The organism is Nocardioides campestrisoli, assembly GCF_013624435.2.
In the GTDB taxonomy this organism is placed as follows: domain Bacteria; phylum Actinomycetota; class Actinomycetes; order Propionibacteriales; family Nocardioidaceae; genus Nocardioides; species Nocardioides campestrisoli.
In genome coordinates, this window is sequence record NZ_CP061768.1 from 2523907 (window position 1) to 2549721 (window position 25815).

24 protein-coding genes are annotated in these 25815 nt (G+C 70.3%); 7 read left to right on the forward strand and 17 right to left on the reverse strand.

The genetic code is table 11. The features are described from left to right. Nucleotides 1-24 precede the first annotated feature (24 nt). Nucleotides 25-1125: a CaiB/BaiF CoA transferase family protein gene (locus tag H8838_RS11865; RefSeq protein ID WP_185996323.1), complete on the forward strand. Its 1101-nt coding sequence runs from the start codon at nt 25-27 to the stop codon at nt 1123-1125. 163 nt (nt 1126-1288) lie between these two features. On the opposite strand, the gene H8838_RS11870 is transcribed toward H8838_RS11865, so the two are convergent. The 12 genes from H8838_RS11870 to H8838_RS11925 all read right to left on the reverse strand — a co-directional run bounded on the left by H8838_RS11870 (nt 1289) and on the right by H8838_RS11925 (nt 13122). Then, a complete protein-coding gene (locus H8838_RS11870) occupies nt 1289-2062 on the reverse strand; it encodes an NADPH-dependent F420 reductase (protein ID WP_185996324.1) in 774 nt (257 codons plus the stop codon). Next, entirely contained in the window at nt 2059-3081 is a 1023-nt protein-coding gene (locus tag H8838_RS11875; RefSeq protein WP_185996325.1) for an acyl-CoA dehydrogenase family protein, read from the reverse strand. The genes H8838_RS11870 and H8838_RS11875 overlap by 4 nt, the downstream gene beginning before the upstream one ends. A gap of 5 nt (nt 3082-3086) precedes the next feature. Beyond that, nucleotides 3087-4238, reverse strand: coding sequence for an acyl-CoA dehydrogenase family protein (locus H8838_RS11880; protein WP_185996326.1), 1152 nt, complete (start codon nt 4236-4238; stop codon nt 3087-3089). Between the two features lie 26 nt (nt 4239-4264). Further along, complete coding sequence (locus H8838_RS11885; protein WP_185996327.1) at nt 4265-5056, reverse strand: enoyl-CoA hydratase-related protein; 792 nt, start codon at nt 5054-5056, stop codon at nt 4265-4267. Between the two features lie 15 nt (nt 5057-5071). Next, nucleotides 5072-5854: an enoyl-CoA hydratase/isomerase family protein gene (locus H8838_RS11890; RefSeq protein WP_185996328.1), complete on the reverse strand. Its 783-nt coding sequence runs from the start codon at nt 5852-5854 to the stop codon at nt 5072-5074. 8 nt (nt 5855-5862) lie between these two features. Beyond that, on the reverse strand, nt 5863-6639 hold the full coding sequence (locus tag H8838_RS11895; protein ID WP_181311282.1) for an SDR family NAD(P)-dependent oxidoreductase: 777 nt from the start codon (nt 6637-6639) through the stop codon (nt 5863-5865). Between the two features lie 55 nt (nt 6640-6694). Further along, nucleotides 6695-7825, reverse strand: a complete 1131-nt coding sequence (locus H8838_RS11900) for an acetyl-CoA C-acyltransferase (protein WP_185996329.1) — start codon at nt 7823-7825, stop codon at nt 6695-6697. 78 nt (nt 7826-7903) lie between these two features. Further along, nucleotides 7904-8659, reverse strand: a complete 756-nt coding sequence (locus H8838_RS11905; protein WP_185996330.1) for an SDR family NAD(P)-dependent oxidoreductase — start codon at nt 8657-8659, stop codon at nt 7904-7906. 82 nt (nt 8660-8741) lie between these two features. Further along, nucleotides 8742-9539: a crotonase/enoyl-CoA hydratase family protein gene (locus H8838_RS11910; protein ID WP_181311285.1), complete on the reverse strand. Its 798-nt coding sequence runs from the start codon at nt 9537-9539 to the stop codon at nt 8742-8744. 231 nt (nt 9540-9770) lie between these two features. Then, nucleotides 9771-10571 (reverse strand): amidohydrolase family protein, encoded by an 801-nt coding sequence (locus tag H8838_RS11915; protein WP_185996331.1) that lies wholly within the window; start codon nt 10569-10571, stop codon nt 9771-9773. Further along, nucleotides 10568-11722 carry an acyl-CoA dehydrogenase family protein gene (locus tag H8838_RS11920; RefSeq protein WP_181311287.1) on the reverse strand — a complete coding sequence of 385 codons (1155 nt, stop codon included), beginning with the start codon at nt 11720-11722 and terminating at the stop codon, nt 10568-10570. Before H8838_RS11920 ends, H8838_RS11915 begins: the two co-directional genes overlap by 4 nt. Continuing rightward, nucleotides 11719-13122 (reverse strand): aldehyde dehydrogenase family protein, encoded by a 1404-nt coding sequence (locus H8838_RS11925; RefSeq protein WP_181311288.1) that lies wholly within the window; start codon nt 13120-13122, stop codon nt 11719-11721. The genes H8838_RS11920 and H8838_RS11925 overlap by 4 nt, the downstream gene beginning before the upstream one ends. 242 nt (nt 13123-13364) lie before the next feature. Between H8838_RS11925 and H8838_RS11930 the strand changes: the two genes are divergently transcribed. Both H8838_RS11930 and H8838_RS11935 read left to right on the forward strand, forming a co-directional pair. Next, complete coding sequence (locus H8838_RS11930; RefSeq protein ID WP_181311289.1) at nt 13365-14582, forward strand: acyl-CoA dehydrogenase family protein; 1218 nt, start codon at nt 13365-13367, stop codon at nt 14580-14582. A gap of 3 nt (nt 14583-14585) precedes the next feature. Continuing rightward, the gene (locus H8838_RS11935) at nt 14586-15578 is read left to right on the forward strand and encodes an acyl-CoA dehydrogenase family protein (protein ID WP_185996332.1); all 993 of its coding nucleotides are present in this window, start codon (nt 14586-14588) and stop codon (nt 15576-15578) included. Nucleotides 15579-15709: 131 nt separating this feature from the next. Here H8838_RS11935 and H8838_RS11940 read toward each other — a convergent pair whose 3' ends face one another. The 5 genes from H8838_RS11940 to H8838_RS11960 form a co-directional block, all read right to left on the reverse strand. Then, nucleotides 15710-16453 carry an SDR family NAD(P)-dependent oxidoreductase gene (locus H8838_RS11940; protein WP_181311291.1) on the reverse strand — a complete coding sequence of 248 codons (744 nt, stop codon included), beginning with the start codon at nt 16451-16453 and terminating at the stop codon, nt 15710-15712. A 140-nt stretch (nt 16454-16593) separates the two neighbouring features. Then, nucleotides 16594-18657, reverse strand: coding sequence for a hydantoinase B/oxoprolinase family protein (locus H8838_RS11945; RefSeq protein ID WP_185996333.1), 2064 nt, complete (start codon nt 18655-18657; stop codon nt 16594-16596). Next, nucleotides 18647-20740 carry a hydantoinase/oxoprolinase family protein gene (locus H8838_RS11950; protein WP_181311293.1) on the reverse strand — a complete coding sequence of 698 codons (2094 nt, stop codon included), beginning with the start codon at nt 20738-20740 and terminating at the stop codon, nt 18647-18649. Before H8838_RS11950 ends, H8838_RS11945 begins: the two co-directional genes overlap by 11 nt. Before the next feature lie 16 nt (nt 20741-20756). Next, entirely contained in the window at nt 20757-21242 is a 486-nt protein-coding gene (locus H8838_RS11955; RefSeq protein ID WP_181311294.1) for a Zn-ribbon domain-containing OB-fold protein, read from the reverse strand. Nucleotide 21243: 1 nt separating this feature from the next. Next, complete coding sequence (locus tag H8838_RS11960; protein WP_185996334.1) at nt 21244-22446, reverse strand: thiolase family protein; 1203 nt, start codon at nt 22444-22446, stop codon at nt 21244-21246. A 165-nt stretch (nt 22447-22611) separates the two neighbouring features. On the opposite strand from H8838_RS11960, the gene H8838_RS11965 reads away from it, so the two are divergent. Genes H8838_RS11965 through H8838_RS11980 form a run of 4 tightly spaced genes read left to right on the forward strand, consistent with a single transcriptional unit; the run spans nt 22612 to nt 25808 of the window. Next, nucleotides 22612-23199, forward strand: coding sequence for a MaoC family dehydratase (locus H8838_RS11965; protein WP_185996335.1), 588 nt, complete (start codon nt 22612-22614; stop codon nt 23197-23199). Then, nucleotides 23199-24119, forward strand: coding sequence for an HpcH/HpaI aldolase/citrate lyase family protein (locus H8838_RS11970; protein WP_181311297.1), 921 nt, complete (start codon nt 23199-23201; stop codon nt 24117-24119). Before H8838_RS11965 ends, H8838_RS11970 begins: the two co-directional genes overlap by 1 nt. After that, nucleotides 24116-25339, forward strand: coding sequence for a CaiB/BaiF CoA transferase family protein (locus tag H8838_RS11975; RefSeq protein WP_185996336.1), 1224 nt, complete (start codon nt 24116-24118; stop codon nt 25337-25339). The genes H8838_RS11970 and H8838_RS11975 overlap by 4 nt, the downstream gene beginning before the upstream one ends. After that, nucleotides 25332-25808: a MaoC family dehydratase gene (locus H8838_RS11980; protein WP_185996337.1), complete on the forward strand. Its 477-nt coding sequence runs from the start codon at nt 25332-25334 to the stop codon at nt 25806-25808. Before H8838_RS11975 ends, H8838_RS11980 begins: the two co-directional genes overlap by 8 nt. Nucleotides 25809-25815 lie beyond the last annotated feature (7 nt).

A 25815-nucleotide genomic window follows, 5' to 3' on the forward strand; every position in this document is an offset into this window, starting at 1 on the left:
CACGACGAGAAGGACAACAACACCATGGCTGGACCCCTCTCAGGTCTGAGAGTCGTAGAGCTGGCAAGCATCGGACCGGGGCCACACGCAGCCATGATCCTGGCCGACCTCGGCGCCGACGTCGTGCGCGTCGAGCGACGTCTGGGCACTCTGGGCCTGGGGGCCCAGGGCCGCAACGAGCAGCTGCGCGGACGGACCATCGTCCGGGCCGACCTCAAGACGCCTGACGACCGCTCCGCAGTGCTCGAGCTCGTCGCTCGGGCCGACGTGCTGATCGAGGGCTACCGCCCCGGTGTCGCAGAACGCCTCGGCCTTGGCCCGGACGCCTGCCTGGCCGAGAACCCCCGGCTCGTCTACGGACGCATGACCGGGTGGGGCCAGGACGGTCCCCTCGCCGCTCGCGCCGGACACGACATCAACTACCTGTCGGTGACCGGGCTGCTCAACGCGGTCGGCCGCCCCGGCGAGCGTCCCACCATCCCGCTCAACCTGATCGGTGACTACGGCGGCGGCTCCATGCTCCTGCTCGTGGGCATCCTCTCCGCCCTGTGGGAGCGGGAGCGCTCGGGCACGGGCCAGGTCGTGGACGCGGCCATGGCCGAAGGAGCATCCCTGCTCGGACACATGCTGTGGGCGATGTACGGCGGGGGCGCCTGGAACGCCGAGCGCGGCACCAACTTCCTCGACGGCGGTGCCCCCTTCTACGACACCTACGAGTGCGCCGACGGTGGGCACATGGCGGTCGGAGCCGTGGAACCCCAGTTCTTCGCCCTCGTCCTGTCCACGCTCGGTCTTGACGCCGACGAGGTCCCCGCACAGCACGACCGTGACCGGTGGCCCGAGCTGCGTACCCTGATGGCCAACCGGTTCCTGCAGCATGACCGGGCCCACTGGGAGCAGGCGTTCGCGGACGTCGACGCGTGCGTCACCCCGGTGCTGTCCTTCGACGAGGCGGCACAGCACCCCCACGTTCGCGAACGCGGCATCGTCGCGGAGATGAACGGGATCATCCAGCCCGCCCCGGCACCCCGCTTCTCCCGTACCGCTCCCCCGGTCCCCTCGGCCCCTCCCACGGCTGCCAGCGAGATCTCTGACGTCCTGCACGGGTGGAACAACCAGGCGTGACGGCCCCACGCCGTCTCTTCACGACGGCGCCAGCCGCAGGAACCCAGGAATGACAAGGGGCCGAGAATGACAGAGGGCCGCTGCCTGCCTGGCAGCGGCCCTCTGTGTGGTTCCCGGAACCGCCATCCACAGCACCCACCTCCAGCGATCCCCGGGACTCCTCTCAGAGGAAGACTCTTCGGGCGATCGCCAGCCTCTGGGCGTGGGTTCCCCACCCACGCAGGTGGCGAATCGCCCTGACCATCTCCCCACGACGCTCCGCCAGGGTGTGCCGTTCAGCCCTGGCCAGAGCCTCGACCAGCTCGGTCGTCGCGAGATCAGTGGTGTAGGCAGGCGCGCCGGGCTGCTGGCGCCAGGACTGGGCGAGCGGACCGGCCACCACGGGGTCGAACCCGCTCACATCGACGAGCCCGCAGACCAGGCCGACCGCCTCAGGATCATCACCGGAGACGGGCAGTGCCATTCTGTCCGCCGCGCCCGACGGACGCGCAGCCGTCTGCAGCGATCCCGCGAGAATGCTGTTCCAGGCTTTGACCACCGGCCGCCCGAGCACGTTCGCGACCCACTCGCTCTCGGTGTCCTCGGGACCGAAGCTCCCCAGCTCACCGTCCCGGTGCGGGTAGTAGTTCGTGGTGTCCACCAGAACCGCGTCGGCCGGAGCCCGAGAGACCACCGACCGCAGCTCGGCGATCCGGTTGAACGGAACGGAGACGACCACCACGTCCGCGTCCAGCACGGCCTCAGCCCCATGCCGGGCCTGGGCTCCGATGGACTCCGCGAACAGCTTGACGGTGCTCGGCGCCCGGGAGTTGGCCACCCTGACCTCGTGACCGGCAGCCGCGAACCTGGAGGCGAGCGTGCCGCCGATCTGCCCCGCACCGAGGGAGGCGATGCGCAACGGTTCATCGCCCTCAGGGCGTGCCGCCTCGATGCTCATGCTCTGACCAGAAGGTCCCAGAGCGAGTCGGGACCGGCGTCGAGTGCCTGTTGCCCCACGAGGGAGGCGTGCTGGTGGACGCTGCCGTTCTCGTCCCGCCATGCCCAGAGACGAGTGGTGCTCAGGCGCAGCGTGTGCTCCTCGGTGAAACCGATGGCACCGTGCACCTGGTGGGCGAGCTTCGCGACCACGCCGGCGGCCTGGGCCGCGGCCACACGGGCCGCGGCGAGCGCGAACGTGGCGTCACCTCGTGTCAGGGCGAGCGACGCGGACTTCGCCGCCGTCCGGCAGACCAGGACCTCGGAGGCGAGCGAGGCGAGCTGGTGCTGCACGCTCTGGAACCTGTCGATGGATCGTCCGAACTGCTGACGCTCCGAGGCGTAGTGCACCGAGAGGTCCAGAGCGCGCCGGGCGGCGCCGGCCATCTGGGCCATCCGCAGCACCGAGAGGCGCTGCTCGTGGGCCTGCGTCAGGCCGGCCGGAACGGGCCAGGTCTGTCCGCCCACAGGACGGGCGCCCGCAAGCACCAGGGTGTCGCGCGGCTCGCCGGCCATGTTCTGGGCGCTGGTCACCTGGTACTGGTCACGTGCGACCACGGCCAGGGTGGTTCCGGACAGGACGACGACGTGCTCCGCCGCCTCTCCCCAGGGGACTCGCGGCAGCGTGGCGGACACCTCGACGGTGCCGTCAGTGCCGGTGGCGACCTCCAGGCCGTCGCTGACGGCAACGGTCAGGCGACCCTCGGGGACCTGGACCCCTGCCTCGGCCAGGATCCAGGCTGCCAGCCCGGTCTCGGCGAACGGCACGGCGGCAGCGTTCTCGCCGAGCACTCCGAGCACGGCGACGAGCTCCTCGAGCCCACCGCCGGAGCCGCCCTTCTCCTCGTCGACACCCAGACCCAGCACGCCGATCTGGTCGAGTGCCTCCCACAGCGGTGCGTTCAGCTCCGCCGGGGTGTCCGGGTCAGTCGTGTGCCGGGCGCAGGCGTCGGCCACTGCACCCGTCAGTGCGTCGATCACGTCGTTCATGCTGCGGTCACCGCCTTGGAGATGATTCCCCGGAGAATCTCGTTGGTTCCTCCACGCAGGGTGAAGGCAGGACTGTGGATGAGGGACTCCGACAACATGTGGGGCAGGAGTGCCTCGCTGGCGGGGTCGGGCGCGATGTCCACGAGCAGGCGGGTCGTCTCGACGAGGAGCCCCTCGAACTGGGTCCCGAGGTCCTTGACGATCGCCGCCGCGACGGCGGGGTCCTCGCCCTCCTCGATCCGTCCCGCCACGGCCAGCGACATCTGCCGCAGGACCCACAGGCGCGAGACCAGCTCACCGAGCCGGACGCGGTCAGGGGTTGCGCCGGCCCGGGACAGGTGACGCACGGCCTCGACCAGGAGCGGGAAGGTCGAGAGGATCCGCTCGGGACCGCTGCGCTCGAGACCGAGCTCGCTGGTCACCTGCATCCAGCCGGAGCCGGGCTGGCCCAGCACCCGCGAGTCGGGCACGAAGGTGCGGTTGAAGACGACCTCGTTGAAGTGGTGCTCGCCGGTCAGGAGACGGATCGGCCGGATCTCGATCGAGGGGTCGGGCAGCTCGACGATCATCTGGGAGAGGCCCGCGTGACGTCGTTCGGTCACCGGCTCGGTGCGGACCAGGGCGATCATCGCGTGCGCGTGGTGCGCGCCGCTGGTCCAGATCTTGGTGCCCTCGAGCTCCCAGCCACCCTCGACGCGAGTAGCCCTGGTGCGTACCGAGGCCAGGTCGGAACCGGTGTCGGGCTCGGACATGCCGATCGCGAAGTAGCACTCGCCACGCGCGATGGCGGGCAGGAACGTCTGACGCTGCTCCTCTGTGCCGAACTTCATCAGGGCCTGGCCCGACTGCCGGTCAGCGATCCAGTGCGCAGCCACCGGAGCGCCGGCGGCCAGGAGCTCCTCGGTGACCACGAAGCGGGCCAGGGCGCCAGCCTCCGTGCCGCCGTACTCGCGCGGGAAGGCCATGCCGATCCAACCGCGGGCGCCGAGGCGCTTGCTGAACTCCTCGTCCCACCCGGCCAGCCACTGGTCAGGGCGCATCTGGATCCGCCCCGAGGCCAGTTCCTCGGCCAGGAACGCGCGCACTTCTCGGCGCAGCTGCTCCGCCGACTCCGGCAGAGCCACGGCCTGCAGGTTCATGAAATCCATGGGTCGAACCTCTCGTGTGGGTGGCCTCAGCGCAGGGCCCAGCGGCCCGTGTACTGAGGGGACTCGGCCTTCTCGAGGAAGGCCTTGAATGCTGCCGGTGCGTCCTCGGTCGCGAAGTTCACGGCCTGGGCTGCGGCCTCGTTGCGCAGCGCGCCGGCGAGGTCCACGCCGACGGCGGAGTTGATCAGTGCCTTGGTCTGCTCCAGCGCGACGGGCGGCAGGCCGGCGAGGCGCCGAGCCGTCTCGTCCACGAAAGCGTCCAGCTCGTCGGCAGGACGGACCCAGGTGACCAGACCGATGCGCTCGGCCTCGGCCGCGTCGATCACCTCGGCCAGCAGGGCCAGACGCTTCGCCTGCTGCATGCCGACGATCTTGGGCAGGAGCCACGAACCACCGAAGTCGATCGACAGGCCGCGCTTGGTGAAGATCTCGGTGAACCGGGCACGGTCCGAGGCGGCCACGACGTCGCAGGCCAGGGCCATGTTCAGCCCGGCACCGGCGGCCACGCCGTCCACCTTGGCGACCACAGGGACGGGAAGGTCGTGGATGGCCCTGGCGACGTCCCCGATCCGGCGCAGTCGCGGGATCGGGTGTTCCTCGTGCTTGCTCTTGGCCACGTCGGCCCCGGTGCAGAAGTCACCGCCAGCGCCCTGCAGCACCACCACGCGGGTCTGCGGGCAGTTCCTCGTCTCAGCCAGGACGGCCGTCAGGCGGCGCCACATGGCCTCGTCCACCGCGTTCTTGCGTTCGGGGCGGTTCAGGGTGATCGTCGTGATGCCCTCGGGCGAGGTGCTGTGCAGGACCGATTCGGTGTCCATGACGTCCTTCTTGGTTCAGTTGCCGGTGAACGACGGCGCCCGTCGTTCCTGGAGGGCCAGTCGGGCCTCACGCGAGTCAGCGGTGCCGTGCACGACGGCCAGGTGCGACGAGATCAGGTCGAGAGCGGTCCGCAGGTCGGAGTGGACCGACTGCTGCGCCGCACGCTTGATCATGGCCACGTTGACCGGTGGGAGGTCGGCGAGCCGCCGGGCGAGCGAGCGGTAGCCGGCCTCGAACTCCTCGGGGTCCAGGACCTTCGAGACCAGCCCGATGCGCTCGCACTCCGCGGCGTCCACGAAGTCACCGGTCCACAGCAGCTCGAGGGCCCGCGACATGCCCACGAGGCGTGGCAGGTAGTAGCACCCACCGTCCCCGGGGACGAGGCCGACCTTGATGTACCCCTCCGACATCCTGGCGGTGGACTTCATCACCCTGATGTCACACATCAGGGCCATGTCCATGCCGGCGCCCACGGCGGCACCGTTGACCGCGGCGATCAGCGGCTTGTCCAGAGCGTCGACCGCGCGTGCCACGTCGTGCACGCCCTCGGTCAGCATCCGCTTCAGGGCCAGGGGCTCCTCCCCCACCGCCTGCAGCACCGACAGGTCGATGCCGGAGCAGAAGGCGTCACCGGCGCCCGTGAGCACCACGACCCGGACTGCCGGGTCACGGCGAGCCGAGTGCAGCGCAGCGGCCCACTCCTCGATCATGTCGAGGGTGAAGGCGTTCTTCGCCTGCGGACGGTTGAGCAGGATCGTTGCGACACCGTCGGTGACGGAGTACTCAAGGTCGGCCATCAGGAACCTCAGCGAGGAGCCATGCGGAGCGCGCCGTCGAGGCGAATGGTCTCGCCGTTCAGGTACGCGTTCTCGAGGATGTGCGACGCGAGGTGGGCGTACTCGTCCGGCTGCCCCAGGCGGCGCGGGTTCGGGACGCTGTCGGCCAGGCTCTGGCGGACGTCGTCACGCAGGCGCGCCAGCAGCGGGGTGTCGATGATGCCGGGGGCGATGCTGTTGACGCGGATGCCCTTGCTCGCGAGGTCGCGGGCTGCGGTGAGCGTCATGCCCACGATGCCGGCCTTGGAAGCGGTGTAGGGGATCTGGCCGATCTGGCCCTCGAACGCGGCGACCGAGGCGGTCATGATGATGGCGCCGCGCTCGCCGTCGACGGCGTCGTGCTTGGCCATGCGGGCCGCGCCGAGACGCAGGGCGTTGAAGCTTCCGACCAGGTTGAGGCGGATGACGAACTCGAAGTCCTCCAGCGAACCCGGGTTGCCCTCCTTGTCGAGCAGGCGCAGGCGGCGACCGGCGCCGGCGCAGTGCACGATGCCCTTGAGCGGGCCCATCTTCTCGGCCGTCGCGAGCGCGCCGTCGAAGGCGGCCTCGTCGGTGACGTCACCAGCGGTGAAGACGACCTCGGTGCCGAGCTCGGCAGCCAGGCCGGCGGCGATCTTCTCGCCGTCGGAGCTGGGCAGGTCGACGATGGCGACCTTGGCGCCCTGGGAGGCGAGGCGACGCGAGGTCGCCAGGCCGAGGCCCGACGCGCCACCGGTGACGGCGACGACAGATCCGGCGATCTTCATGTGTTTTCTCCTGTTCGTGGTTCGACGCGAGGCGTCGTGTCCGTGAGGACGAGGGTTAGATCAGCTCGACGATGGTGGCGTTGGCCAGGCCTCCGGCCTCGCACATGGTCTGCAGGCCGAAGCGGATGCCGTGGGCGCGCATGTGGTGCACCAGGCGGGTCATCAGGATCGCGCCGGAGCCACCGAGGGGGTGGCCCACGGCGATGGCACCACCGAGCGGGTTCACGCTCTCGGCGTCGGCCCCGGTCTCGACGAGCCAGCTCAGCGGAACCGGGGCGAAGGCTTCGTTGACCTCGAACGCACCGATGTCGTGGATCGACAGCCCGGACTTCTCCAGCGCCAGCTTCGTGGCACGGATGGGGGCGGTGAGCATGATGACGGGGTCGTCACCGGCCACGACGGCGGTGTGGATGCGGGCGATCGGCTTCATACCGCGTGCGGCGGCGTTCTCCGACGTGGTGATCAGCAGCGCGCCGGAGCCGTCGGAGATCTGGGAGGCGTTGCCCGCGGAGATCACACCGTTCTCCTTGAACGGCGTGGCCAGGGTGGCGAGCTTCTCCAGCGTTCCACCCGTGCGGATGCCCTCGTCAGCGGTGAGACCGCCGACGCTGACCAGCTGGTCGGTGAAGGCACCGGCGGCGGTGGCCGCGGCGGCCAGCTCGTGCGAGCGCAGTGAGAACTCGTCGAGCTGGGTGCGGGAGAAGCCCCACTGCTCGGCGATCATCTCGGCGCCGACGCCCTGGTTGAAGCCCTGGACGCCATAGCGCTGCAGCAGGGAGTCCGGAGCGGCGATCCCGCCCTGGGCGGCGCTGCCCATCGGGACCCGGGTCATCGACTCGACGCCGCCGGCGATGGCGAACTCGTACTGGCCCGCGATGACGCCGGCGGCCGCGAAGCTCACGGCCTGCTGACTGGATCCGCAGGCACGATTCACCGAGGTGGCCGGGACGGTCTCAGGCCAGCCGGCGGCGAGAACGGCGTTGCGACCGATGTTGCTGGCCTGCTCGGAGACCTGGCTGACGCAGCCCCAGATCACGTCGTCGACGATGGTGGGGTCAAGCTCGTTGCGCTCGGCGAGGCTCTTGAGCACGGCGGCCGAGAGGTCTGCCGGGTGGATGTCGGCGAGTGCTCCGTTGCGCTTGCCGATGGGTGTGCGCACCGCATCGACGATGACTGCGTCCCTCATGCCCTACTCCTTAAATAACTTGTCAACAAACTAGTTAATGCTGGTCATCGAACCACAAATTCCCCGGAGGGACAAGCGTCACTGCTTGGCGGTCTCTCCGCCGTCGATGACGTAGACCGCGCCGGAGACGAACTTCGACAGCGGCGAGGCGAGGTAGCAGGTGAGTGCACCGATCTCGGACGGATCTGCCATGCGGCGCGCCGGGATCTTGCGTACGCGCTTGGCCAGCACGTCGGGGTTCTGCGTCACGTAGGCCTGGGCCTCGGTCGCGAAGGCGCCCGGCGCGATCGCGTTCACCTGGATGTCGTGGCGGGCCCACTCGGCCGCCAGCGCCTTGGTCATCTGGATGGCCGCGCCCTTCGAGGCGGAGTACGCCACGAGCGAGGCCTTGCCCAGGATGCCCGAGGTGGAGACGACGTTGATGATGCGTCCACCCTGGCCGGCGGCGACGAAGTGGCGGCCCGCGGCCTGGGAGAGGACGGCCAGCGCCGCGACGTTGACCTCCATGACCTCGTCGTAGACGGCGAGGTCCATCTCGAGGAAGTTGGCAGCCGGAGCGATACCGGCGTTGTTCACGACCACGTCCAGGCGGCCCAGCCTGTCGACCGCCGCCTCGACCAGGCCGGCGACCTGGCGACGGTCCCGCATGTCGCAGACATGGGCGTGGATCGACCCGGCGGTCTCCTCGGCGGCCAGCGCCTCGAGGCTCTCCGCGGAACGGGCCACGGCCAGGACGTCAGCGCCCTCGGCGGCCAGTGCACGGGCCATCTCCAGGCCCAGACCCTTGCTGGCGCCGGTGACGATGACACCGCGGCCCTTCAACTGCATGTCCATGTTCAAACCTCACTTGTCCACGCTCTGGGCGTGCTGGTTGGGTGCGACGGGAAGTCCGTCGGGTGCCCTGACGGGCAGGTGCTCAGGCGCCGGTCCACACCGGGGGGCGCTTCTCCGTGAAGGCGCGTGCGCCCTCGATCGCGTCGGCGGAGGACCGCACCGGGGCAGCGACCTCGGTCTGTCGGTCGAAGGCCTCGTCGGCCGGCCAGCTCGGCGACTCCTGGATGATGCGCTTGGTCGCTGCGACGGCCAGCGGGCCGCACGCAGCGATCTCCGCGGCGAGCTCGGCCGCGGCGCGCATGACCTCGCCGGCCGGCACGATCCGGTTCACCAGGCCCAGCCGGTGCGCCTCGACGGCGCTCAGGGTGCGACCGGTCAGAGCCAGCTCCATGGCCAGGTGGTAGGGCAGGCGACCCGGGAGGCGGAGCAGACCGCCGCCCGCGGCCACGAGCCCGCGCTTGACCTCGGGAAGGGCGAAGAAGGCGTCCTCGGAGGCCACGACCATGTCGCAGGCCAGGACGATCTCGAACCCGCCGGCAACCGCGGGGCCGTTGACGGCGGCGATGAGCGGCTTGGCCGCCGGGCGCTCCACCAGACCTGCGAAGCCACGACCCTCGGTCTTGGGGCGCTCGCCGCGCAGGAAGGCCTTGAGGTCCATGCCGGCACTGAAGGTGGTGCCGTTGGCCGTCAGCACACCGACGGTGAGGTCACGGCGCTCGTCGAGCTCGGTGATGGCCGCGTCGATCCGCTCGGCGAGGTCCAGGTTGACGGAGTTGCGCGCAGCGGGCCGGTTCAGCGTCATGGTGCGCACGCCGCCCTCGTCGTGGACGAGGAGGCTGGGCTCGGTGTCGGCCGGGGAGGCAGAGCTTTCAGTGGTCACGGTGGTGTTCTCCAGCTTTCTGGGTCGGGACGAACGCGCCGGGCGCGTGGGTGAGGCACTCGCGGCACGCGCGAGCGCAGGGCACCGAAGGTGCAGGGCATGCCCCGTCCGGTCACCAGGACCAGTAGCGCGTCGGGATCGGGGGGCCGACGCGCTACTGGCCGGGACCGAGGAGCGCAGCGACGCCGCGCACGAGGCCGAGGGGCCCGGGGGGGTCAGGTGGCCGGGGGGTCAGGTGGTCGGGAGGTCCAGGCCGAGCAGGCGCACCAGGTTGCCGCCGAGGACTCCGGCCTCCTCCTCGGAGGTGAGCCCGAGGTCCCGGATCGCGGCGATCTCGGTGGCGGGGTCGGTCATGGGCCAGTCGGAACCGAAGACGACGCGGTCAGCACCATGACGACGGATGATGTCGAGGACCCGCTCACGCGGGAGCGTGCCCATGCTGGGCGGCCACGAGGTCTCGAGGTGGATGTCGGTGCCGACAGCCCACTTCTCTGCTTCCTCCAGCACCTGGTAGCCGCCGTAGTGGGCGGCGATCAGGCGGAGACCGGGGATCTCGGCCACCATGTCGTGCAGGTCGCGCGGGGCGCCACGGCGGTTCTCGGCCTCACCGCCGCCCGATCCGACGTGCGAGAGCACCGGCACGTCGTTCTCGGCCAGGCCGACCAGGATGTCGCGGGTGCGCTCGTCGGCGAACGCCACCTCCTGGAACAGCGGGTGGAGCTTGACTCCCACGACGCCGTTCTCCTTCAGCGCACGCAGGTTCTCCTCCACGCTGAGGTCGGGGTGGACGGTGCCGAACGGGATGAATCGGGTGCGGTCGACGGTGCCGATGAACTCGTTGGTCCGCCACACGGTGCGGCCGACGTTGGCGACCGCGAGCGTGAGGGCCATGTCGATGCCCGAGGCGTCCAGGGTCTTCAGCAGCCCGCTCAGGGTGCCGTCGTGCACAGGGTCGAGGCCGACGGGACGGTCAGCCAGGACGCGTCGAGCGATCTCGTCGGGCCACACGTGGCAGTGCGCGTCGATGATCACCTGGCCACCCCCCGCACGAGCTGCTTGGAAAGCGCGTCGAGGAGGACCTCGGTGGCACCCTCGTAGACACGCATCGGGCGCGCGGCCCGGTAGAGGCGCTCGATCCGCGAGCCGCGGACCAGGCCGAACCGACCCATCACCTGGACGCTGCGGTCGACCACGCGACCGGTGACCTCCGTCGCGCCGATCTTGGCCATCGACGACAGGTGCAGGCTGCCCAGCGGGTCGTTCGCCGCCGCGCGGGCCACTTGGTAGGTGAAGGCGCGTGCCATCTCGATCTCGGTCCACGACATGGCGAGCATCTGCGGCACCGGGCCGAGGCGGGCCAGCTCGACGCCGAACTGTCGGCGTCCAGTGGTGTGCTCCAGCGCGTCGTCCAGCGCAGCCTGGGCAGTGCCCAGGGCGGCGCCGGCCACGGAGACACGGAAGGTCGCCAGCGTCGCGAGCACCAACGAGAAGCCCTTGCCCGGCTCACCGATCCGGTGCGAGATCGGCACCCGGACCTCGTCGAAGGCGATGTCGCCCAGGACGTGCGGGGCCATGATCTGGTACGGACGGCTGGTGCTGACGCCGGGAGTGTCGGCCGGCACCAGGACCAGGGTGTACCCCTCCTTGCCGTCGACGTCCTCCTTGCCGAGCACGCAGTAGAAGTGGGCGTCACCGCCGTTGGTGATGAAGCTCTTCGTGCCGTTGACCACCAGCTCGTCACCGTCGACGCGCACCGTGGTGGTGAGCGCCTTCAGGTCCGAACCCACCTCGGGCTCGGTGAGCGCCAGCGCGGCGATGGCGTCCATCGAGGCCACCCGCGGGAGCCAGGTCTGCTTGACCTCCTCGGCGCCGCCGACGGAGATGGCGAAGCTGCCGATGCCCTGCATCGCGAAGAGGGAGTCCAGGTGGCTCGAGGAGGCCGCCAGCTGCTCACGGATGATGGTCCCGGCAAGCGAGTCGGGCTGCTCGAAGGTGCCGCCGTAGGCAGCAGGCACCTGGACCGCAGCCAGACCGCTCTCCTTGAGCAGGCGCAGGACGTCGGGATCGGTGCTGTCGCTCTCGTCGGCCTTCTCGGCCAGGTCGAGGCACTGGTCGGCGAGGGCCTTGGCCCGGGCCCTCAGCTCGAGGTAGCGGTCCTCGAGGGGCGGGAAGGAGGCGCTCACAGGCGCACCGCCACGAACTTGGTCTGGGTGTAGTGCCTCAAGGCCTCGATGCCCTTCTCTCTGCCGTATCCACTGTTCTTCATGCCTCCGAACGGTCCTTCGACGAGTCCGGTGAGCCAGTCGTTGATGAAGACCTGTCCGGCCTCCAGACGCGCGGCGATGCGGTGGGCGCGCGACAGGTCACGCGTCCACACCCCTGCGGCGAGGCCGAAGTCGGAGTCGTTGGCCTTCGCCACCGCGTCGTCCTCGTCGGAGAACGGGATGACCACCAGGACGGGGCCGAAGATCTCCTCGCGGGCGATGCGCATGTCGTTGGTGACCGAGGTGAACACCGTGGGTGCGACCAGGCGGCCGCCGGGCACGACGGTGCCTCCGGTCGCGATGACGGCGCCCTCCTGCGTGCCGACCTCGAAGTACTCCTGGACCTTCTCGAGCTGGTCCTGGGTGGTCATGTGCCCGTAGCTCGTGCCCGGGACGATCTTCTCGACCTCGGCGACCAGGGCCTGCACGAGCTCGTCGTGGATCGAGTCGTGGACCAGGAGTCGGGTCCCGGCGCTGCACACCTGGCCGGCGTTGGCGGTGAAGGCCCGGGCCGCACCGGCCGCGGCGGCCTGGATGTCAGCATCGGCGAAGACGACGTTGGCGGACTTGCCGCCCAGCTCGAGTGTCAGCGGCAGGATCCGCTCGGCCGCCACACGGCCGATCTGGATGCCCGCACGCACCGAGCCGGTGAAGGCCAGCTTGCGCACCCCGGGGTGCTCCACGAGCGGTTGCCCCGCTCCCCGGGCGTCACCGGTGACGACGTTCAGGACGCCGGCGGGAACGCCGACCTCGGTCGCGATCCGGGCGAGCTCGAGGGTGCTGCCGGAGGTGAACTCCGAGGGCTTCACCACGACGACGTTGCCGGTCAGCAGCGCAGGCGCGACGGCGCGGGCTGCCTGGTTGAGCGGAGCGTTCCACGGCGTGATGACGCCGATGACGCCGAAGGGCTCGTTGACCACGTAGCCGTGCATCGTGGGGCCCAGGTCGAGGACCTCGCCCACAGCACCGGCGGAGAGGCCCGCGTAGAAGTCGAAGTAGTTGGCCGCGCCGTCGATCTCACGCAGGGACTGGGGCCCGGGCTTGCCCGCCTCGTGCTCCTCCAGCTCGGCCAGCAGGCCGCGCTCCTCGCGCATCCGGGCGGCCAGGGCGAGCAGCAGACGTCCGCGCTCAGCGGTCTTCAGGGCTCGCCATGCCGGCAGGGCCTGCTCAGCGGCGGCCACGGCGGCGGCGACGTCCTCGGGAGTACCTGCGGCGATGGCCGACACCTCACGACCGTCCCAGGGGGAACGTACGACGTGCACGTCGGCGTCCGGGGAGCGCTGCTCGCGGCCCCCGATCCAGTGGCCATATGTCCTCACGCACACTCCTGGAGGGAATCGAAGCTGCCGGTTCTCAACATGGTCCAAGGGTGCAACCCAATATTTTTTTTGTCAACAAACAATCTTTCTCTTCACATCGTCCCCGAAATCCAGTAGGACTGTGGGAGCGAACCTGCCGACGGAGAACACGCGGGTGGCCGTCCGACTGCGCCGCACGCCCGAGCCACGTCGTGACGCGCGAACGACTGCGCCCTGCGCAGCCCTCACGAGAGAGACGATCGATGGACTTTGACGACACCCCCGAACAAGCACGCCTGAGGGCGGAGGTGCGCGCCTTCCTGAGCGAGAACGCAGACGCTCTCGCGCACGGGGACGGCGCCTACCTGGAGGAGCCCGGAACCGAGCGTCTCGAGCACCTCCGGGACACCCAGGCCATGCTCTACGACGCCGGGATGATCGGGCTCACCTGGCCCGTCGAGTACGGCGGCGGCGGCGGCTCCAACGCCCAGCAGGCCGTGGTGAACGAAGAGCTGCACCGTGCCCGAGTCGCCGGCCCTGTGGGCCACGTGGGCCTGGGCATGTGCGGGCCGACCGTGCTCCACCACGGCAGCGAGGACCAGAAGCAGCGCTACATCCGGCGGCTGCTCCGCGCCGACGACATCTGGTGCCAGCTCTTCAGCGAGCCGGGCAGCGGCAGCGACCTGGCTGCGCTGCGCACCAAGGCCGTGCTCCAGGACGACGGCTGGCACGTGCAGGGCCAGAAGGTGTGGACCACCCTCGCCCAGCACAGCCGCTACGGCATCCTGCTGGCTCGCACCGACCCCGACGCCCCCAAGCACAAGGGCCTGACGATGTTCGTCATCGACATGCACTCCCCCGGCGTCATGGTCCGTCCGCTCAAGCAGATGAACGGCCACGAGAGCTTCAACGAGGTCTTCCTCGACGACGTCGTCATCCCCGACTCCGAGCGCCTCGGCGCCGTGAACGACGGATGGCGCGTCGCCCTGACCACCCTCATGAACGAGCGCATGGCGGTCGGTGGCGGCGGTGGCGAGATCGGTGTCCGCAGCGACGCCCTGCTCGCTCACGCCGCTGAACGGCTTCCGCAGCTGCCCGAGCAGAACCGGGTGCTCGCCACCGAGGCCCTGGGACGCGTGCTCACCGAGTCGCTGGCGGCCCGCTACACCGGCTACCGCCTGCAGACCGCGCTCGAGAAGGGCGTCGAGCCCGGTCCCGAGGGCAGCGCCGGCAAGCTCAGCGCCGTCCGCGTGGCCCACGCCACCGCCGACCTTGGTGTCCGCCTGCTCGGTGACGACGCCGTCTTCGCCCGCTCCCGGGAGGGTGACTGGCGCTGGGCGACCTCCCAGGCCTCCACCCCCGGGATCGCCCTGGCAGGGGGAACCGACGAGATCCTCCGCAACATCATCGGCGAGCGCGTCCTGGGACTTCCTTCCGACCGCGCAGCGGCCCGCCCCTCCCCCACCGCGCAGAACAGGTAAGCCATGAACTTCGACATCGACGACGAGCAGCGCAACTTCGCGGACCACGCCCGCACCTTCTTCTCCGACCAGGCCGGTCCCGAGCATGCCCGGGCCCTGCTCGACGGTGAGGTCTCCGGTCCCGCTCCCGGCCGCGAGCTGCTCGACGAGCTGGGGTTCTCCTCCCTGACCATCCCCGAGGAGGCAGGCGGCGTCGGCGCTGAGCTGCTCAACATGGCCCTGGTGGCCGAGCAGGCAGGCCGTCAGCTGGCCGCCCCCTCCCTGGCGACGGCGGCCCGTGCCACCGTCCTGCTCGAGGGCCACGACGAGCTGCTCGGCAAGGTGGCCTCCGGCGAGATCGCCGTGGCCGTCCTCGACGGACCGCTGGAGGAGTCGCGTCCATCCCTGGACGTGCGCACCGCCACCCACTTCCTGGCGCTGGACGGCGACGACGCCCTGGTGCTGGGCACCGGCACGGTCCTCGACGCCGAGGAGATCGACCCCACCCGCGGGATCGGTCGCGTCCGCCTGACCTCGCACGAGGTCGCCGCCACCGGCATGGCCGAGCGCTGGGAGCGCGCGTCCCAGGTGGCCTGCGTGATCATCGCTGCCGAGAGCCTCGGCGCCGCTGAGCGCGTGGTCGAGCTGTCCCTGGAGCACGCCAAGCAGCGCGAGACCTTCGGACGGGTCATCGGCTCCTACCAGTCGGTCAAGCACGCCTTGGTGGACAACTGGGTCGGCGTCAACCAGCTCCGCTCGCTCGTCTGGTGGGCCGCCTGGGCTGCCGACCACGCCCCGGACCAGCTGCCCGTCGCCGCCTCCGCTGCCAAGGCCTACGCAGCCTCGACCTTCGAGGTCGCCTGCGAGACGCTGATCCACACCCTGGGCGCCATCGGCTTCACCTGGGAGCACGACGCCCACCTCTACTGGCGTCGCGCCAAGGTGGACCGTCTGCTTCTGGGCAGCGAGTCGGACCACCTGATCCGCGTCGCGGAGGCGTCGCTGCTTTCCGCCTGAGACCGGCGAGACAGACCGTCAGCCACGCTCGCCACACGCGAAGGGCGCCCGGACCATCGGTCCGGGCGCCCTTCGCCTTCTCCGGCCGGCTGCTCGACGCTGTCTCAGCAGCCCCAGCCGACCGCGGCGACTCAGATGTAGTAGCCGCCGTTGACGGCGATGTTCTGCCCGGTGACGAACCGCGCACCGTCGCTGACCAGGAAGGTGATCACCGGGGCGATGTCGCGGTCCGGGTCACCGAAGCGTCCGCCGAGCGGGACCTTCTGCTTGAGCAGCTCGTCGTAGGCGATCTTGCCCTCCTCGGAGAGCTTGTCGCGGTGCGCCTCGAGCATCGGCGTCGCAGCAGACGGGTGGACCACGTTGGCCCGGATGTCGAACGGCGCCCACTCCACGGCGATCGAGCGGGTCCAGGCGGTCACAGCACCCTTGGACGCCGCGTAGGCAGCACCGTTGGGGTAGGCCGTCAGGGCGGCCGACGACGCGAAGTTGGTGATGCTGCCGCGCTCGGACTTCTTCAGGAACGGCAGCACTGCCTGGTTGGTGTACACCGGGCCACGGGCATTGATCTCCATGACACGCTCCCACGACTGGTCGTCGAGCTCCGCGGCCGGCCCCTGGAGCAGGATGCCAGCGGTGTGCACGAGCGCGTCGATGCCACCCATCGAGGCCGCAGCCTCCTCGAAGGCGGCGAAGACCTGCTCCCTGTCGGTGATGTCGCACCGCAGGAAGCTCTGGCCCGCCGCGCGCGCGGTCTCCTGGCCCAGCTCCTCGGAGACGTCCATGGAGACCACCGTTGCTCCGGCATCGGCGAGCGACCTCACGCACGCGGCACCCACGCCGCTGGCACCGCCGACGACCACAACCTTCTTGTCCACGTTCTCATCCTCTTGTTCGGGGGGACACCGGAGGTCTCGCGTCCGGACCTCGGTGGGGCGTGGCCGTGCCTCGGAGAGGACGAGGCCACGAACGGGGCCGTGGCAGGTGCCACGGCCCCGTCAGGGTCAGTGCTGCTCGCTCACGCGATGGCCGACCACCGCCGCGGCGTCGACTCGAAGCTGCGCTCCTCCGAGGCCAGGGCGACCTCCACGTGGAGCGCGTGCCCGGTGCGCGGATCCAGGTAGGCGCGGGTCTCCACACCCGGCGAGACCTCCTCGACCAGGACCGGGCAGCCGTCGCTCCAGTGCTGCGGAGCCTCGACCAGAACCGCACCGCTGCGGGTGCTCACCGCGTACCGGCCGCGCTGCTCGACGCCCGGAGCGATCGGGAACGTCTCCTCGCCGGAGAGGTCCGGCGCGTCGGTCACGGTCACTGCTGCCGGACGGGCAGCCTCGAGGCGCTCACGCAGGATGGCCTCGCGCCGCTGGTCCGAGCCGGACTCGACGTCCACGCCGTAGACCTCGAGGGCCTCTTCGGCGGTGATGACACCAGCGCCGACGTCCTGCTGGACGGCCTCCACCGGGCGCAGGAGCGGGTCGCCCCAGCCGCCGCCGCCTGCCGCACGGACGACGTAGCTGTGCCCGCTCGGCAGGGTGAATCCCTGGGTGAGGGTGCCGATCCTCTGCACGGTGCCGTCCGGCGCCATCAGCTCGATCTCGGCTCCGCGACCCGGCTGTCCGCCAGCCGTGCCCGGCATCGGGACGCAGCCGTGGCCGCCGATCGCGGCACCGGTGAGCTCGGAGGAGCCGTCGACGGTGAAGGCGAGGTCGACGCCGGCGCCGCCACGGTGCTCACCGGCACCGGACAGCCCGGTGGAACGACGGCGGTACTCGAAGCGGACCGGGTACCAGGCCTCGCTGACCTCGACGTCGTTGGTCTGGATCGCCGACTGCTGACCCACGAGGTAGAAGTTGTAGTCGGTGCCGTCACGGTCGTTGCCCGCGGGCGAACCGACGGCGGTGCCGTCGATCATGATCCAGGAGTCGGTCGTGCCGCTCAGGCCCACGCCGGAGAAGGTCACGATCGAGTTCGCCGACATGGTCTGCGAGCTGGACAGGAACGGACGGCTGGGGCTCTCCGGGGACGCCGCGACGGCCTGGTGGAACGTGCGCAGGGCAGCCTCACTGGCGTCGTGCGAGGCGATGATGTGGGCGCCGCCGACCGGAGCCGGGTGCACGCAGTTCAGCAGGCTGCCGACCGGGCAGTACACGTCGAGAGCGTCGTAGTAGCCCTGGTTGAGCGGCAGGTCACGACCGACCAGGCGCTGGAGCTCGACACCGATCTTGCCCTTGACGATGTACTCCTTCGAGTTGAAGAAGTGGTTGGTCTGAGGCGCGGTCCCGGTGAAGTCGAAGCGGATGGTGTCGCCCTCGACGGTGGTGGTGCACGGGATCCGGTAGCGGTCCTCGTTCCACTCGGCCCAGCTGGTCGAACGGTAGACGCCGTCCTCGAGCAGCGCGATCTCGCGGCGCAGCGCCTCCTCCGTACGGCGGTTCAGCTCGTCGAAGCCGTTCATGAGCGCCTCGGCACCCACCTGGTCGGCGAGCTCCTGGAGCTTGGCGCCACCGACGTCGACACCCGCGGTGAGACCGCGGATGTCCATCTCGACCAGGTGGGCCATGCGGACGTTGTTGAGCAGGATGTTCCACGGGTCGCGCTGCTCGACGCCCTTGGCACGGATCTTCACCGCGGGAAGGCGGATCGCCTCCTGGTAGCACTCGGTCGCGGCCGGCGCGAACGAACCGGGGACCAGGCCACCGACGTCGACCACGTGGGCCGAGTTGGCCATCCAGGCCACCAGCGTGTCGCCGGTGAAGATCGGCTTCATGATGAAGACGTCCTGGGCGTGCAGACCGCCACCACGGTGAGGGTCGTTGGCCAGGAAGATGTCGCCGTCGTGGATGTCGTCGCCGTGCTCGGTGAAGACTCCGGCGATGGCGTTCGTCGCGGCGAAGAAGTGGTAGGCGATGTGGCCGCCACCGGACACCAGGCGGCCCTTGGCGTCGAGCAGGGTGCAGGAGTAGTCCCCACCCTCGACGACCAGCGGGCTGACCGCGGTGCGCTTGATGGTGGCTGCACCCTCGCCGCAGAACGCGTCGAGCTGGTGGCGCAGGACTTCGAGACCAATGTTGTCAAGATGCATCGGAACGCACCTCCAATCGGAGAGTACGGCGCTCGCTCATCGTGAGCGTGGCACCGCGGGGAACGAAGACGGTGGTGTCGACGTCGTCGGCCAGGGCAGGTCCGGTCACGACGTCGCCGGGCAGGAGCTCGGTGGTGCGGTAGCAGGGGACGCTCTCGCGGCCGTCACGGCTCAGGTAGACCTCGCGGTGCGAGGCAGGCTCGGGCGCACCCTGCTCACGACGGCGCTCGTCCACCGGGAACGTGGCGCGCGGCAGCTGGCCGGTGGCGACGGCCCGGAGGAAGGTGACCTCGAGCTGGGCGTTCCGGCCTGCGGCGCCGGCGCCGTAGCGCGCCGCGTACCGCTGGAGGAACTCCTCGCGGACGACCTCGGGGTCGAAGGTGGTTCCGTCCAGGGTGACCGAGACCTCGGAGGTCTGGCGGAAGAAGCGCACACCGACGTCGTAGGTGACCGTCCGACCGTCCTCGGGCACACCGTCGTCGCCGACATCGCGCCACACGGCCTCGCCGAGCTCCTTCAGGAGCGTGCTGACCTCCTCGGGCTCGATCTTGTCCAGCAGCGAGTCGGCGGACCGGATCCGCTGGCGCCGCACGTCGGCGGAGGCCGCACCGAAGGCGGAGAGCACCGAGGCCGCGGGCGGGGCGATCATGCGCGGGATGTTGGCCTGTGCCGCGATGCTCGCGGTGAAGAGGCCACCGCTGCCGCCGTAGGAGACCAGGGTGAGGTCGCGGGGGTCCAGACCGCTGGAACCGGCGTGGAGACGCGTCGCCTTGACCATCTCGGCCAGGGCGATCTCGCGGATCCCCCAGGCGGTCTCCTCGGCCGAGAGACCGAGCTTCTCGCCGAGACGGGCGCAGGCTTGGAGCGCCGCGTCGCGGTCGAGGGTCATCGTGCCGCCGACGAAGCTGCTCGGGTCGATGAAGCCCAGCACGACCAGGGCGTCCGTGATCGTGGCCTCGGTACCGCCGTTGCCGTAGCAGGCGGGACCGGGCTTGGCCCGGGCGGAGCGGGGTCCGACGCGCAGGAGGCCACGCCCGTCGACCCAGGCGATGGAGCCGCCGCCCGACCCGATGGAGAGGGTGTCCACGCGGGGCTGGGCGAGGATCATGCCGTGCAGCTCGCCGCGCTCGGAGCGCTGGGGCTGGCCGTCGGCGATGACGGCGAGGTCGAAGCTGGTACCACCCATGTCACCGCAGATGGCGTCGGGAAGCCCTTCGGCCACGCAGATCTCGGCGGCAGCCATCACGCCGGCGGCGGGGCCGGAGGCGACGAGGACGATGGGCGAACGGCGGGCCTCGGCCAGCGTGACGGTGCCACCGCTGGTCTGCAGCAGGAGCAGCGGCACGCGCAGGCCGGACGAGGCCAGCTCAGCCGCCAGGGCTTCGATGCCGTCCAGGGCGGTGCTCGTGACGGCGTTGAGGACGGCGACCAGGGTCCGCTCGTACTCGCGGATGCTCGGGTGCAGCTCGACACCGCTGAAGACCGGGAGGTCGGGGAACTCGGCGCGGACCATCTCCACGACGGCACGCTCGTTGGCCGGGTTCTTGAAGGACCAGAGGAACGAGACCGCCAGGGCCTCGATCTGGTGGTTGTCCACCAGGTCGCGCACCGAGGCGCGCACCTCGTCGATGTCCACCTCGACCAGGATGTTGCCGTCACGGTCCACGCGCTCGGCGACGCCGACCACGTCGCCCCGCTGGATCGGGGTCCACGGCGGGACGAGGTAGCCCTCCACCGAGACACGACGGCTGCGGGCCATCTCGACGGTGTCCTCGAAGCCGCGGGTGGTCAGCAGCCCGGCGCGGACGCCGTGCTTCTCCACGAGGGCGTTGGTGACGGCGGTGGTGCCGAGGCCGAAGCGCTCGACCCTGCCGAGGAAGTCCTCGAGCTCGAGGCCGATCTCGGCCGCGACCAGTCGGCACGCTCCGAGGACGCCGCGACCGAAGTTCTCGGGGTCGGTGGGCGACTTCGCGCGCCACAGGGACACCCCGTCGCCGACGGCTAGGTCGGTGAAGGTTCCGCCGACGTCGATCCCGATCGAGAAGCCTCCGGCTGCAGGCTGGGGGGCCTGGCTGGCGCTCATGGCGCTCTCCTTGTCGTCATTCACATGCATGGGCAAATCCGTATCCAGTGAGGCCGGACAGGGTGTCGAGCAGGACGGCCCGCACCGGGGTGCCGGGTCGCAGTGCCTCACCACAGCGGCAGATGATGCGACCGGGAAGCCTGACGCCCGCAGGCATGTCGACGGCGCCGGTCAGGTAGGGCGCGAGTCCCTTCCAGGGGGCGGGCAGGCTCACTCCGCTGGGCGGCAGCGTGGCCACGGCCTCGTGTGCCCGCACCGCCACGTTGACGGTGCCGGCAGGGTCGATGGCCTCCCAGTCCGCGTCGAGGCCCAGACAGGCGTGGCAGCCGGGGGCGAGCGGAAAACGGGCGGTGCCGCAGTCGCGGCAGCGCTGGACCTTGAGGAATCCCTCCGCGAGGCCGTCCCAGAAGCCGGCCACGTCGGGGTGGGAGTGCGGGTCGGGGCCGGGAGCAGCGTCCGCCCTCTCCAGCCGGAACTCGGGGGGCGCTTCGGCGGTCGACATGTCAGAGCGTCCCTTCGTTGGTGAGCACGATGGAGTCTCCCCACGGGGTGCCCCACTGCAGCGCGGTGGCCCCCGCGATCTGGCGCGGCCCCGCCTCGCCACGCAGCTGGCGGACCATCTCCAGCATGTGCCCGAAGCCGTACAGATGACCTTCGGCGAGGCTGCCGCCGGAGGTGTTCATGGGGAGGGGCGAGTCGAGGTCGAAGCCGTTCTCGCTGAGGTAGGAGGCCGCCTCGCCGGGGGCACAGAAGCCCCAGCGCTCCAGCGCCATCCAGAGCATGTGGGAGAAGGGGTCGTAGGTGTAGAAGCCGCTGAGGTCGGCGCGCTCGAGACCGGCCATCTCCAGGGCTCGCGCACGCGCAGGAGCCACGTAGTCGTAGCTGGCCCCGACGCCGGCTCCCATACCGGGACGGGAGAAGAAGACGTACTGGTCGCGGCCACCAGTCATCCCCTGCATGCCGGCGACCGTCACCGTCGGTCGCCCGAGGTCCGCGGCCCGTTCGGGCGTGGTGACCAGGAGACAGGTCGAGGCGTCCACCATCTGGCAGACGTCGGCCATGCGCAGGGAACCCATGAGGACAGGCTCAGCGAGGTATTCCTCGCGGGACAACGGGACGTCGCGCAGCAGTGCCATGGGGTTGTCCGCCGCGTAGCGGCGCAGGGTGACCGGCACGGTCGCGAGGTCCTCGGAGGTGGCGCCGTAGCGGTCCATGTACTGCTGGAGCGCCATGGCCGCCCCCGCGCCGGCGCCGGGAGATCCGTGCAGCGTCCAGTTCGCGTAGGGGCCACCACCGTCGCGGAACGCCTCGTCGATGCCGCCCAACGAGGAGCTCATCGGCGGCAGGTGCTTGGCGTAGCCCGCCCCGGAGACGTGGCTGTTGATCACGGCGACCACGTCGGCCAGTCCGCACGTCACCGCCATGACCGCCTGCTGGATGGTGGATGCCGCCCATCGTCCGTGCGTCCACAGCTGGCTGGCCCAGGTCAGGTCGAGGCCCGCAGCGACCGCGAACTCGTCGTAGTCGACGCCGCGGGGCGCCCCCCAGGCGGTCACCAGACCGTTGACCTGGGACTTGTCCAGGTTGGCGTCGGCGAGCGCGGCGCGCAGCGACTCGAACTGGAGACGCATGGGGCTGCGACCCGGATCTGCACCGATCTCGTCACTGGTGCCAATGCCCACGATGCAGGCCTGTGCGGCAGCCATGGGACTCCTCTCGTCCGTGTGTCCTCCGGAGCCTGACGCTGTGACCGGAAGCACTTCGGTTGGTAACTGTCCGGCCAACTACTGTTTCCTGTCAAGCGAGCCGACCTCATCATCCCAAAAAAACTTGTCGGTTGACAAACTTCAATTTTTCCAGAGGATGACGGTATGGACTCTCCTGGAACCGGGACGGCGGCACCGCCGGCGTCGACCGCGAAGAACGGCCCGGCCACCACCACCGCCAGCCCGGGCACCCCCGACCTGGACTCCTTCCCTCGCCGACTGCGCGGGAACAAGTTCGAGGACTTCACCGTCGGCCAGGACTGGGTGCACCACTGGGGTCGCACCCTGACCGAGGCCGACAACGTGGCCTTCTCCACCGCCACCTGCGCCTGGCTGCCCCTGCACCTGAACGCCGAGTACGCCCGCTCCCAGGGCCACAAGGACGTCGTCATCAACCCGATGCTGGCCCTGTGCACCGCCGTGGGCCTCTCCGTGGAAGACCTCAGCGAGGCCGGCGGCCCGTTCCTGGGGATCGACGACTGCGTCTTCCACCGCCCCCTGCACCCCGGGGACACCCTCACGGCGGCCTCCCGGGTGCTCGAGAAGCGCACCTCCTCGACGCGTCCGGGTGTCGGCATCGTGACCTGGCTGACCCAGGCCCACGACCAGCACGGACGCCTCGTCCTCGAATTCGTACGCACCAACCTCGTCGCCCTGCGCGAGGTCCCCACCTCTGCCCCGAAGGACAACTGATGACCAAGCGACTGCGCCGCAGCGAGCTCTCCACCCCGGGCCACAGCCCCAAGATGATCGCCAAGGCGGCTGGCAGCGAGGCCGACCTCGTCTTCCTCGACCTCGAGGACTCGGTCGTCGCGGCCGAGAAGGTCCCCTCGCGCCAGAACATCATCGACGGGCTCAACACCCTCGACTGGGGCACCAAGACCCGAGCGGTCCGCATCAACCCGGTGAGCACCCAGTGGTGCCACGGGGACATCATCGACATCGTGACCGCTGCTGGAGCCAACCTCGACGTCATCATCATCCCCAAGGTGATGTCCCCCCGCGACGTGTGGTTCGTCGACGACCTGCTGACCCAGCTCGAGACCTCCCTCGGCCTCGAGGTCGGCAGGATCGGGCTCGAGGTCCTGATCGAGGAGACCCAGGCGCTGGCCTGCGTCGAGGAGATCGCCGCCTCGTCCCCCCGGCTGGAGGCACTCATCCTCGGCGTCGGCGACCTGTCCGCCAGCCAGGGCATCCGTCTGGGCCACATCGGTGAGGCTGCCGGCGGCAAGAACGGCTACCCGGGAGACGTCTGGCACTACGCACGCAACCGCGTGACCGTGGCCGCCCGCGCCCACGGCCTCGACGCCGTCGACGGTCCCTTCGGGGCGATCTCCAACCCGGAGGGCTACGAGCGCGAGGCCAACTGGGCGGCCACGCTCGGCGCCGTGGGCAAGTGGGCGATCCACCCCAGTCAGATCGCGATCGCCAACACCGTCTTCGCCCCCACCCCCGAGGAGATCGAGCGGGCCTCTGCCGCGGTGGCCGCCGTCCGCGAGGCCGAGGCGGAGGGCCTGGGCGCCGCGTCGCTCAACGGCATGATGATCGACGCAGCGACGGCCCGGATCTTCGAGGGTGTTCTCGAGCGGGCACAGGCCTGCGGTGTGGCATGACGGCTGAAGACCGCCCCGGACCCCTTGCCGGGGTCCGGGTCCTCGACCTCTCCGGGATGCTGGCCGGCCCCTACGCGACCATGCTGCTCTCCGACATGGGAGCCGACGTGGTCAAGGTCGAGCCACCGCACGGCGACCGTACGCGCAAGGTCGGCCCTTGGCGGGACGACGCCGACCGGGCCGAGGCGCTCGGCGGCTACTTCCAGTCCGTCAACCGCGGCAAGCAGAGCATCGTCCTCGACCTCAAGCAGGCCGACGACGTCGCCGTCTTCCTTGACCTGGTCAAGGTCGCGGACGTGGTCGTCGAGAACTACTCCGCAGGCGTCATGGAGCGTCTCGGCCTCAGCTACGAGACCCTGCGGCAGCAGAACCCGCGCCTCGTCTACGGCTGCCTGCGTGGCTTCGGTGACCCGCGCTCCGGTTCCAGTCCCTACGAGGACTGGCCCGCCTTCGACATCGTGGCCCAGGCCATGAGCGGGTTCGCGGGCATCACGGGCGAGCTGGGGGGGTCGCCCCTGAAGGCGGGCCCCGGGATCGGGGACATCTTCCCGGGCGCACTGCTCGCCCTGGGTGTCACGGCAGCGGTCCGGCACGCGGAGCGCACCGGGGAGGGGCAGTTTCTCGACGTCGCCATGTACGACGCGATGCTGGCGCTCACCGAGCGCATCGTCTACCAGCACTCGTACACCGGCGAAGTTCCCGCGCCCATGGGCAACGGACATCCCCTGCTCGCCCCGTTCGACATCCTGAGGACCGCCGACGGCTGGCTGGCCGTCGCGGCCCCCAGCGACAACCACTGGCGCATCCTGACCGAGACGATGGGACGCCCCGAGCTGGGCACCGACCCCCGTTTCGCGACGAATGCCGCCCGACTCGAGAACATCGAGGAGGTCCGGGCGATGCTCAACGCATGGCTCGCGACCCAGACCACCCGGCAGGTCGTGGCCCTTCTCGGCGGCAAGGTCCCGATCGGCCCTGTGAACACCGCGGCCGACATCTTCGCCGACCCCCACGTCCACCGACGCGAGATGTTGGTCGAGATCGAGGAACCGGGCTCCAGCCGACCCGTCACGATCGCCGGGGTACCGATCAAGTTCAGCCGGACACCGGCCCGGATCCGCCGCCGCGGACCGAAGCTCGGAGAGCAGTCCACGACGGGGGTCCTCGCGTCCTGGACGGCAGCGTCCGCAGCAGCCCAGCAAGGAGAAGACAATGTCTGACCAGGACCACGTGCTCGACGACTGGGGATGGTTCGAGGACTTCACCCCCGGACTCCGGATCCGCCACTTCCGCGCCGCGACCGTCGGCGAGGTCGAGGGGAGCGGACCGGCCAAGCAGGTCATGAACACCGCCCAGGCGCACTTCAACGACCACTACCTCAAGAACTCACCGCTCGGGGACGAGCGCGTCGTCTTCGGCTTGGCCACCGCCTCCCTCGTCTACGGCCTCGCCTCCCAGGACACCGCTGAGCACGCCGTGCAGGAGCTGGGCTGGAAGAAGCTCCGCTTCCGTGCGCCGGTCCACCACGGCGACACGGTCGAAGCCTTCACCGAGGTCGCCTCCGTGACCCCCGGCGAGGAGCCCGACGCCCCGGGAACGGTCGTCTTCCGCCACTGGGGACGGCGCCATGACGGCGTCGTCGTGTTCGAGGGTGAACGCTCGACGCTCATCCGCCGCAAGCCCGCGTGATCGGATG

Excerpts from the sequence above, each read along its gene's own strand:
- H8838_RS11865 (WP_185996323.1), top strand. The coding sequence starts at position 25 with ATGGCTGGACCCCTCTCAGGTCTGAGAGTCGTAGAGCTGGCAAGCATC.
- H8838_RS11870 (WP_185996324.1), bottom strand. The coding sequence starts at position 2,062 with ATGAGCATCGAGGCGGCACGCCCTGAGGGCGATGAACCGTTGCGCATC.
- H8838_RS11880 (WP_185996326.1), bottom strand. The coding sequence starts at position 4,238 with ATGGATTTCATGAACCTGCAGGCCGTGGCTCTGCCGGAGTCGGCGGAG.
- H8838_RS11885 (WP_185996327.1), bottom strand. The coding sequence starts at position 5,056 with ATGGACACCGAATCGGTCCTGCACAGCACCTCGCCCGAGGGCATCACG.
- H8838_RS11890 (WP_185996328.1), bottom strand. The coding sequence starts at position 5,854 with ATGGCCGACCTTGAGTACTCCGTCACCGACGGTGTCGCAACGATCCTG.
- H8838_RS11895 (WP_181311282.1), bottom strand. The coding sequence starts at position 6,639 with ATGAAGATCGCCGGATCTGTCGTCGCCGTCACCGGTGGCGCGTCGGGC.
- H8838_RS11900 (WP_185996329.1), bottom strand. The coding sequence starts at position 7,825 with ATGAGGGACGCAGTCATCGTCGATGCGGTGCGCACACCCATCGGCAAG.
- H8838_RS11905 (WP_185996330.1), bottom strand. The coding sequence starts at position 8,659 with ATGGACATGCAGTTGAAGGGCCGCGGTGTCATCGTCACCGGCGCCAGC.
- H8838_RS11930 (WP_181311289.1), top strand. The coding sequence starts at position 13,365 with ATGGACTTTGACGACACCCCCGAACAAGCACGCCTGAGGGCGGAGGTG.
- H8838_RS11935 (WP_185996332.1), top strand. The coding sequence starts at position 14,586 with ATGAACTTCGACATCGACGACGAGCAGCGCAACTTCGCGGACCACGCC.
- H8838_RS11945 (WP_185996333.1), bottom strand. The coding sequence starts at position 18,657 with ATGCATCTTGACAACATTGGTCTCGAAGTCCTGCGCCACCAGCTCGAC.
- H8838_RS11950 (WP_181311293.1), bottom strand. The coding sequence starts at position 20,740 with ATGAGCGCCAGCCAGGCCCCCCAGCCTGCAGCCGGAGGCTTCTCGATC.
- H8838_RS11955 (WP_181311294.1), bottom strand. The coding sequence starts at position 21,242 with ATGTCGACCGCCGAAGCGCCCCCCGAGTTCCGGCTGGAGAGGGCGGAC.
- H8838_RS11960 (WP_185996334.1), bottom strand. The coding sequence starts at position 22,446 with ATGGCTGCCGCACAGGCCTGCATCGTGGGCATTGGCACCAGTGACGAG.
- H8838_RS11965 (WP_185996335.1), top strand. The coding sequence starts at position 22,612 with ATGGACTCTCCTGGAACCGGGACGGCGGCACCGCCGGCGTCGACCGCG.
- H8838_RS11970 (WP_181311297.1), top strand. The coding sequence starts at position 23,199 with ATGACCAAGCGACTGCGCCGCAGCGAGCTCTCCACCCCGGGCCACAGC.
- H8838_RS11975 (WP_185996336.1), top strand. The coding sequence starts at position 24,116 with ATGACGGCTGAAGACCGCCCCGGACCCCTTGCCGGGGTCCGGGTCCTC.
- H8838_RS11980 (WP_185996337.1), top strand. The coding sequence starts at position 25,332 with ATGTCTGACCAGGACCACGTGCTCGACGACTGGGGATGGTTCGAGGAC.